This window comes from Kitasatospora sp. RG8, assembly GCF_017813315.1.
Classification (GTDB): Bacteria; Actinomycetota; Actinomycetes; order Streptomycetales; family Streptomycetaceae; genus Kitasatospora.
Window position 1 is genome coordinate 522,731 of record NZ_JAGIYX010000003.1, and the last position, 7,249, is coordinate 529,979.

Here is a 7,249-nt window from a genome sequence, read left to right on the forward strand (position 1 = left end):
GGCTCTTGCGGCCCAGGGCTCTCGTGGCCCAGAGCTCTCGTGGCCCAGGCTTCTCGCGGCTCAGGCCTCTCGCCGCCGCCTGTGACGGCGGTACCAGACCGCGCCCACCAGCCCGGAGAGGCCGATCAGCGCGAGGGCGAGTACCGGCCACCGGCTGCCGGCGAGCCGGATGTCGGCGATCACCAGGAACAGCACGGTCCCCACCGGGATCAACAACGAGAACGCCGTCTGGGCGGCGGCCGCGACGATCCCGGGATCGGTACGGGCGCTGTGCCGCTCGGGCCAGTCGGCCGAGCCACCACCGAAGGCCGGGTCACCACCGAAGTAGAAGGAGACGCCTCGGGTCGCCATCCGGCCGGTGGCCCGGTAGTAGGAGACCGCCATGTAGGGCAGCCAGACCAGCGGAACGACCATGCCGACCATGAGGACCAGCACCACCACCAGCCACCCGCCGGCCGTCCGCCAGCGGGGCGGCGGCGGGTCGACGCCCTCGCTGGTCAGTCCGAGCAGCCGGGCCATCCGCCAGATCAGCGACCAGAACCCGCGCCGTCGCCCGTTGCTCGTGGCAGCCGGCGGGTGCTCCGCGAGGGAGCGTTCCGCGGCGGCCACATCGGGGTGGGCGCCCTGGAGCACCAACAGTTCGGCGGTCCGCTCCGGGGCGGCGGGGTCCTTGCCGGACAGGGCGGCGAGTTCCAGGAACAGCTGCCCCTGTTCCAGCAGCGCGGTACAGAACGCGAACGGCACCAGCCACAGGAACGGCCCGCCGACGAAGGCGCCCTCGTTCCGGCTCACCCGCCGGGCGCGCTCGACGGTCAGTGCCACCAGCTCCCCCAGGTCCGCGTCCGGATGCGAGGCCCGCAACCCGGCGACCCGGCGTGCGGCACGCGGGCCGCGGTGGCGGACGGCGAACACGGCGAGCAGCTCCGGCAGCCTGGAAGGGTGGGCGCGGATCGAGCGCACCAGCTCCGCGACCGGGGGCTCGGGCGCGTCGGGCTCCTCCGGCACCGGTACCGCCGGTCCCTCGGGTGTCACGTCCGTCACCGCTTCACCTCTGCCCGCTCGGCCTCGGTTACCCGCTCCGCCTCGGGGCGCTCCGGGCGGGCGGCCCACGGCCCCTGTCAGCAGCCTAGTATCGGCGCGCCGAGGCCGCTCGGGCCGCTGGTCAGGCCACCTCGAAGCCGTGTCGGACGCGGTCGAACCGGCCGGCCGCCAAGTCCTCGTCGGTGATCCAGAACGAGACGTTGACGCACTCGCCCCAGTCCACGTCGAGGGCCTGGTTCTCGATCTGGAGCAGCGGCCGGTGGCCCTCGGGGCGGCCGGTGTCGGTGTCGCACCAGCCGAGTACCCGCACGTCGGGGCGGGGCAGGTGGTCCCGGAAGTCCGCGGCGAGGTCGAGGGCGATCATGAAGTCGTCCGGGAAGAGGTTCTCCAGCTCGCAGTCCTGGTAGGAGGGCGCGGAGAGCTGCCAGGTGGCCCCGACCGGGACGGCGGCGACGGCGGGGGTGCTCAGCTCGCTCTCGGGGGCGCGACGGGGCGGCGCGCCGGCGGGGACGTGCAGGACCCGGCAGCCGCGGCCGCTGAAGTCGGAGATCCAGTCGTCGTGGAAGAAGAGGAGCAGCCCGTCCGCGGGCAGTGGCCAGTCGCCACCGACACCACCGACACCGCCGGCACCTGCGGCACCTGCGGCCCGGAAGGCCTCCGCCAGCCCGGCACAGTCGAGCTCGGCGAGGAACTGCATCGGCCGGCCGGCGAACTCGGGCCACTCGGTGCCGTCCGGCAGCGCGGGCAGGCCGCCGAGCTGCCCCGCCCCGGGGCCGGTGGCGTCGGGGTCCGTGCGGGCGGTCTCCGCGTCGAGTACCAGGGAGGGCCGGAACAGTCCGTCGACCAGGGGCGCGGTCTCCGCGTCCGCCCGCGCGCGGATCGCCTCGTACACGGCGAAGGGCATCGGAATCCCGGGGTGGCTCGGAGGCGTCTCGCCCGGGCGCGCGGCGGTCCAGCCCGAACGGGTGTCGGCCCGGCCGGTCGCGGCGGGGCTCGTGGTCGGCGGCCCGGGGTCGGGCGCATAGGTGGTCAGCGGTTCGGCCATGGGCCCAAGCCTGCCATCCGGGTCTGACAATCCCTACGCCCGCGTGTCCGCAACTCCCGGCTTCCGGCTCCGGCTCCGGCGTCCGTGCATCAGGAGGTGTTGTGTATCAGGAGGTGCTGTGCATCAGGTGGGCCGTACGGACGTGCGGATGGCCCGTCAGGCGCCGACACGGGGGGTGGCCGGCGCCTGACGGGGGTTCGGGGGCCCTCCGCGGGATTCCCGGTGGGCCCGGGTCGCGGAGTGGCTCAGGAGCACGTGACCTCGTTGCCGGGGACGTCGAGGATGCCGGAGTCGGTGGCCGCACCCGCCGCGTACTCGTCGTAGATGTAGGTGTAGAAGTCGATCCGCGCACCGGAGCCGCAGGCCGAGTCGGCGGCGATGTCGTAGGTGAGCGTGACGGTGGTGGTGGCACCCGCCGCGACGGGCACGGTGTGGTGGACCACTCCGCTGGTGGCACCGGTGTCGCACCCGCTGACGTTGCCGCCGCAGGAGGAGAACGCGTACTTCAGCCCGGTGTTCTGGGTGGTTCCGTAGGTCGGCTGGATGGACTGGTAGACGAACTGCACGGGGGTGTCGTGCGGGTTGGTCAGGGTCAGGGTCAGGGTGACCGAGGAGCCCGGGGTCGCCGTCGCCTTGTCGGAGCTGACGGCCAGCAGTGGGGTGTCGGCCTGGGCGGGGGCGGCCGAGAGGAGCAGACCGATGACAAGGGCCAGGATCGCGGTAATTCCGAAGCGGCTCACATGTGTTCTGCGCATGACCAATGAGCGTAGGGGCCTTCGCCGTCCGCCGCGCCGGACTCCGCCCCGACCCGTACTGGCATATGACAGCGGAGCGGACGCGGCGGGCCATTGCCTACGCTCCACCCTGCCCGGAGGGCGCCTGTCCCCCTACCCTCGGGCCGCGCCCGCTCCCCCGGTGCACCACGCGGCGCCGGCATCGGCGCCGACCGCCTTCCGGGTCGGCGCCGGCGCTCCGCGTACCAGCGCGCACGAACCCCGCACGTCCGCGTCGGCACCGGTCAGGCAGCGGTCAAGCGGCGGTCTAGCGGCAACGCCCCGGCGGTGATCATTCGGCGCGTTGTCATGATGTCCGGACTCTCCTTCGACGCGGGCGGGGTGTCCCGATGACGCGGACGCCGGAGCGGCGCGTGGGGGCACCGGCCCCGGCGTCCGCACTCCCGGGACAGCTGGTGAGCTCGGCACCTGGTCGGTGATCCGGTGCCTGTGCCGAATCCTCGCAGCGGGCGCCGACGCAGCAACATCCCGTATTCCTGGGGGTGTTCGCCCCTCGGGGTGCGCTCCCTCCCGGGATGTTCCCGGAAGCCTCCTGCGGTTCCCGCCCTTCCGTCGGCATGTGCCGACCACAGCTGGCCGGGCCCCCGCCGGCCGTCCTCAGAGCGGCGGCGGCAGGATGTCGCAGAGTGCGGCCACCGCCGCCTGGTAGGCGTGGTCCGGCGGCGTGGCGTACCCGACCACCAGGCCGTCGGTCGCGGGCATCTCGTCCCGCCCCGTCAGCGGGTGCCGGTAGTCGGCCAGTCCGTCCACGGCCAGCCCCCGGTAGGTGGCCGCCTTCAGCACCGAGCGTTCGGTGCCGGGCGCCAGCCGGAGCACCGCGTGCAGACCGGCCGCGATGCCGGACACCTCGATGTGCGGTGCCCGCGCGGCGAGGGCGGCCACCAGGTGGTCGCGGCGGTCCCGGTAGCGGCGGCGCATCCGGCGGACGTGCCGGTCGTAACCGCCCGACTCGATGAACTCCGCGAGCGTCAGCTGGTCGAGCGCGCTGGCCCAGGCCTCGCGCTCGCCCTTGGCGGCCAGCACCCGGTCGACCAGGTGGTCGGGCAGCACCATCCAGCCGAGCCTCAGCGCGGGCGTGAGGCTCTTGCTCGCGGTTCCGAGGTAGACCACCCGCTCCGGGTCGAGCCCTTGCACCGCGCCGACCGGCTGCCGGTCGTAGCGGAACTCGCCGTCGTAGTCGTCCTCCAGGACCAGCCCGCCGCGCCCGCGCGCCCAGTCGATCACCGCCGACCGCCGGGCCGCGTGCAGCGGTCCCCCGGTCGGGAACTGGTGGGCGGGGGTGAGCAGTGCCGTCCGGACCTCGGGCAGCCCGGCCAGCCCGCCGACCAGCGCGCCGTCCTCGTCCAGCGGCAGCGGCACGGTGGTCACCCCCGCCCGCGCCAGCAGAGCACGGTGGAAGGCCAGCCCGTAGGCCTCCACGGCCAGCGGCCCGTTCTCACGCGCGGGCAGCACGGCGCCCTCGCCGTCGAACAGCAGCCGCAACGCGTGGGCGAAGCCGGAGCAGACGACGATCCGCTCGGGATCGGTACGCACCCCGCGTGCGCGGGCCAGGTAGTCGGCGAGGACGGCCCGCAGCTCGCGCCGCCCCCGCGGGTCGCCCGGGCCGAAGGCCTCGTTGGGCGCCGCGGTGATCGCCCGACGGCCGGCGGCGAGCCAGGCCGCGCGCGGGAAGGAGGCGGCGTCGGGCTGGCCCTGGCGCAGGTCGTGCGCGATCGGGCGTGGCGGGGACACCCGTCGGGACCGGCTCGGGGCAACCGGCTCGGCACGGTCGGCGACGGTGGTCCCCGATCCCTGCCGGGCGGTGAGCCATCCCTCGGCGACCAGCTCGGCGTACGCGTCGGCTGCGGTGTTGCGGGCGACGCCGAGGTCGGCGGCGAGGGTGCGGTAGGGCGGCAGCCTGGTACCGGGGGCGAGACGGCCGCTGCGGATCGCCTCGCGCAGGGCGGCCATCAGCGCCGCGCGACGGCCGCCCGTGGCGGGCAGGTCGAGGTGCAGGTCGCTGCCGGAAGTGGCGGCCGCGGCAGAGGTGGCGGAGCCGGCGGCCGCGGCGGAGCTGGAGGTGGCGGCGGAGCTGGAGGTGGCGGCGGAGCTGGCGGTCGGGGTGTCCGTCATGGTCACGAACCCTATCGCCGGGCAGCCGGCGGCCCCGGGGCGGGCGGGCCGTCCCCGGGGCCGCCGGGCGGGTGTCCCCCGCGACGGGGGCCGGCCTCGGGTCAGTCGATCCGGATCGAGTTGACGATGTACGAGCGCACGTCGTTGCGGGTGCGCTCGGCGAGCGTCGAGTCCGTGGAGTAGGCACTGACCGTCAGCCAGGTGTTGCCGGCCTGCGGGACGCAGACAATGGTGGTGATCACGTCGTTGTTGCCGCCGATGACCTGGTAGTCGCCGTCGCCGGCGAGGTCCCAGACCTGGAAGCCCTGGCTCTCCACCGCGGCCTGGGCCAGGCCGAGACAGTCGCCGAGGGTGTCGTTCTTGGTGAAGGTGCCCCAGTGCGCGAACATGCGGGTCTTCCTCTCGCTCCGTGAGCCGGACCGTCCGTCACGGGCCGCCGCTGCGGCCCGTGCATCGAGCTTCGGGCGGCGGACGTCCCGGGGGCACGGGGCCTGTGGCCCATCCCTGCCCTGCGCCGGGACCGGGACCGGGCAGGACGGGGCCGCCGGGTGCGCAGGCCACCTCGGCGGGGCGAGCCACCTCGGCGGGGCGGGCGACCCGCGGGTCAGGTGCGCGCTGTCCACGCTCCGGCGGGGGAAGTGGGCCTGATCCGACCGGGTGGCGCGACTGCTGCGTCCGAGGCGAATCGTGACTGCGTTCGAGTGGTCATATCGGCGGATTGTGCGATGTCAGGCGTGTCGCCTGGATATTCCTTCCGGCATGACCAACACCAGGAAGTACCTGTTCGCCGCCGGCTTCAGCGCCGCGCTGGCCGTCATATCCGCCGGTCCCGCCTTCGCGGGCGACTGCGACAGCGCCGGGTACAGCGCCCACGCCATGGCCCCCGCCAAGGCCCCCGCAGTCGCTCCGGCCGTAGCCCCGGCCGCAGGGATCGCCGACGGCCTGCTGCTCGACGGCCCACAGGGCGGGACCACCTGCATCAACACCGGCAGCGCCACCGCCAGCGGCATCGTGACCGGCTCCCCGGGCGTGCTCTCCGGCAACCAGATCCAGATCCCGATCAACGCGCAGTTCAACATCTGCGGCAACAGCATCTCCCTCCTCGGCGGATAGGCCCACGCCGATTTCCCGTCCGCCCCCCGCTACGAAGGGCTGCGGTCCCCGGCTTCCCCCCGGGACCGCAGCCCTTCCCGCTTCCCGGGCGTGCCCCGGGCGTCGGACTCCCTACGGGACCACGGTCACCGGCCAGCGCCCCGCCTTCACCAGCCTCACCGCCACGGAGCCGATCACCCGGTGGCCGGCCTGCTCCGACGCGCCGACGACGACGGCGTCCGCCCGCAGGTCGTCCGCCATCCTGGCCAGCCCGGTGAACGGGTCGCCGCGGACGGTCAGGAAGCGCCACTCCACCCGCCAGACGTCGCGCAGGCGGTGCTCGGCCTCGCGCAGCGCGGCCAGCAGCTCATCGGCGATCTCCTGGGTGGTCTCCTCGACGGCCGCGCCCGCGAGCGCCGTGGCCGCACCGAGGACGGGCTGCACGTACGCCACGGCGAGGGTCGCGTTCTGCCGCCTGGCAAGCCCGGCCGCGTAGGCGGTGGCCCGCCAGGAGGAGTCCGAGCCGTCCAGCCCGGCCAGGATCACCTTCGGCCCGTCGGTCCCCAGCTCGAACCCGGCCGGGGCGACCGCCGCCCCCGGCTCCCCCGCAGGCCCCCCGGCACCGACGGGCTCCCCGGCGCCGCCGACGGCCTCTGCATCGCTCTCGTTGCTCATGGCCCGAGGCTATTGCGGTACAGCGGGTGACGACGTGGGGCGCGGCGGGTGAGGGCTGTGGTGCGGGCCACCCCGGGACGGGCCGGCCGGCAGGACTTCCCGCACGGGCCGCCCCGGACCGGTCACCCACCGTCGACCATGTGCCCGGCCTCACAGCCCTCCCGGTGTGGCCCGGACCACTTCCAGACCGTATTCGATCTTGAAAAATGGGGCATTTGGCTTCAAATCATCCCATTTCCTAGATCCATACCCCCGGTAACAGCACCCTGACGTGCCCAAACCTGCGAATCCTTGAAACCCCCGCACCCACCCCCGTAACTTCGAACCCGTTGCACCGAGCACACCGCTCCCCGGCACCACCGCCCACCGCACCCGGTGCCCCACCCCGCGAGCCCCCCGAAACCACCGCCCCCCAGGGCCTGGTTCCGCACGCCCGCACACCCCCAAAGGACACCCATGACCTTCCGTCACGAGACCGCCACCGCCACCA

General features: G+C 74.3%; 7 protein-coding genes. 1 reads left to right on the forward strand and 6 read right to left on the reverse strand.

All coding sequences use genetic code 11. The features are described 5' to 3' along the window. Positions 1-60 precede the first annotated feature (60 nt). From J5Y04_RS07660 to J5Y04_RS07680, 5 genes are all read right to left on the reverse strand, one after another. Complete coding sequence (locus tag J5Y04_RS07660; protein WP_209411056.1) at positions 61-1,041, reverse strand: hypothetical protein; 981 nt, start codon at positions 1,039-1,041, stop codon at positions 61-63. A gap of 121 nt (positions 1,042-1,162) precedes the next feature. Then, positions 1,163-2,086, reverse strand: a complete 924-nt coding sequence (locus J5Y04_RS07665) for a DUF1963 domain-containing protein (protein WP_209411057.1) — start codon at positions 2,084-2,086, stop codon at positions 1,163-1,165. Positions 2,087-2,331: 245 nt separating this feature from the next. Further along, entirely contained in the window at positions 2,332-2,841 is a 510-nt protein-coding gene (locus J5Y04_RS07670; RefSeq protein ID WP_209411058.1) for a hypothetical protein, read from the reverse strand. Positions 2,842-3,477: 636 nt separating this feature from the next. Next, positions 3,478-4,992, reverse strand: coding sequence for a PLP-dependent aminotransferase family protein (locus J5Y04_RS07675; protein ID WP_209411059.1), 1,515 nt, complete (start codon positions 4,990-4,992; stop codon positions 3,478-3,480). A gap of 101 nt (positions 4,993-5,093) precedes the next feature. Beyond that, complete coding sequence (locus tag J5Y04_RS07680; protein WP_148640909.1) at positions 5,094-5,381, reverse strand: hypothetical protein; 288 nt, start codon at positions 5,379-5,381, stop codon at positions 5,094-5,096. Between the two features lie 370 nt (positions 5,382-5,751). Between J5Y04_RS07680 and J5Y04_RS07685 the strand changes: the two genes are divergently transcribed. Then, positions 5,752-6,105 (forward strand): chaplin, encoded by a 354-nt coding sequence (locus J5Y04_RS07685; RefSeq protein ID WP_245204385.1) that lies wholly within the window; start codon positions 5,752-5,754, stop codon positions 6,103-6,105. A gap of 111 nt (positions 6,106-6,216) precedes the next feature. Here the strand turns inward: J5Y04_RS07685 and J5Y04_RS07690 are convergent, their stop codons facing one another. Next, the gene (locus J5Y04_RS07690) at positions 6,217-6,759 is read right to left on the reverse strand and encodes a universal stress protein (RefSeq protein ID WP_209411060.1); all 543 of its coding nucleotides are present in this window, start codon (positions 6,757-6,759) and stop codon (positions 6,217-6,219) included. Positions 6,760-7,249 lie beyond the last annotated feature (490 nt).

Bases quoted from the DNA above. Each gene is read 5' to 3' on its own strand.
- J5Y04_RS07675 (WP_209411059.1), bottom strand. From the start codon at position 4,992: ATGACGGACACCCCGACCGCCAGCTCCGCCGCCACCTCCAGCTCCGCC.
- J5Y04_RS07685 (WP_245204385.1), top strand. From the start codon at position 5,752: ATGACCAACACCAGGAAGTACCTGTTCGCCGCCGGCTTCAGCGCCGCG.
- J5Y04_RS07665 (WP_209411057.1), bottom strand. From the start codon at position 2,086: ATGGCCGAACCGCTGACCACCTATGCGCCCGACCCCGGGCCGCCGACC.
- J5Y04_RS07690 (WP_209411060.1), bottom strand. From the start codon at position 6,759: ATGAGCAACGAGAGCGATGCAGAGGCCGTCGGCGGCGCCGGGGAGCCC.
- J5Y04_RS07670 (WP_209411058.1), bottom strand. From the start codon at position 2,841: ATGCGCAGAACACATGTGAGCCGCTTCGGAATTACCGCGATCCTGGCC.
- J5Y04_RS07680 (WP_148640909.1), bottom strand. From the start codon at position 5,381: ATGTTCGCGCACTGGGGCACCTTCACCAAGAACGACACCCTCGGCGAC.